The sequence below is a fragment of the Methylobacterium longum genome, from assembly GCF_022179385.1.
GTDB classification, from domain to species: domain Bacteria; phylum Pseudomonadota; class Alphaproteobacteria; order Rhizobiales; family Beijerinckiaceae; genus Methylobacterium; species Methylobacterium longum.
On the sequence record NZ_BPQS01000188.1, the window covers coordinates 1 to 445 of the forward strand.

Sequence of the window (445 nt, forward strand, 5' to 3'; positions counted from 1 at the left end):
TCGCGCGCGACCCCAACCTCGGCGCCCCCAGCGGACCCCTCGCCTTCAACGGCGGAACCCTCCAGATCACCGGAACCGCCTTCGCCACCACAGCCCGACCGGTCATCTGGGGACCGGCCGGCGGCGGCCTCGACATCGCCGATCCCGCCAACACCCTCTCCCTCGCACAGGCGCTCACCGGCACCGGCGGCCTGACCAAGGCCGGTCCCGGAACCCTGGCGCTGTCCGGCACCAACACCTATGCCGGCCCCACCACCCTCGCGGAAGGAACCCTGCTCGCCCGCGGCGGACAGGCCATCGGCGACCTCAGCCCCCTCACCATCGCGGCCGGCGCGACCCTGGCGCTCGCCGACAGCGAAACCGTCGGATCCCTCGCCGGCCAGGGCCGCGTCGCGCTGGGCGCCGCCCGCCTCACCGCCGGCGGCGACGGAACCTCAACCACCTT

General features: G+C 74.8%; 1 protein-coding gene. It reads left to right on the forward strand.

The features are described 5' to 3' along the window. Window positions 1-445 (forward strand): autotransporter-associated beta strand repeat-containing protein (locus MFF58_RS32035; protein ID WP_238294381.1); only part of this gene is annotated, 445 nt, incomplete at both ends.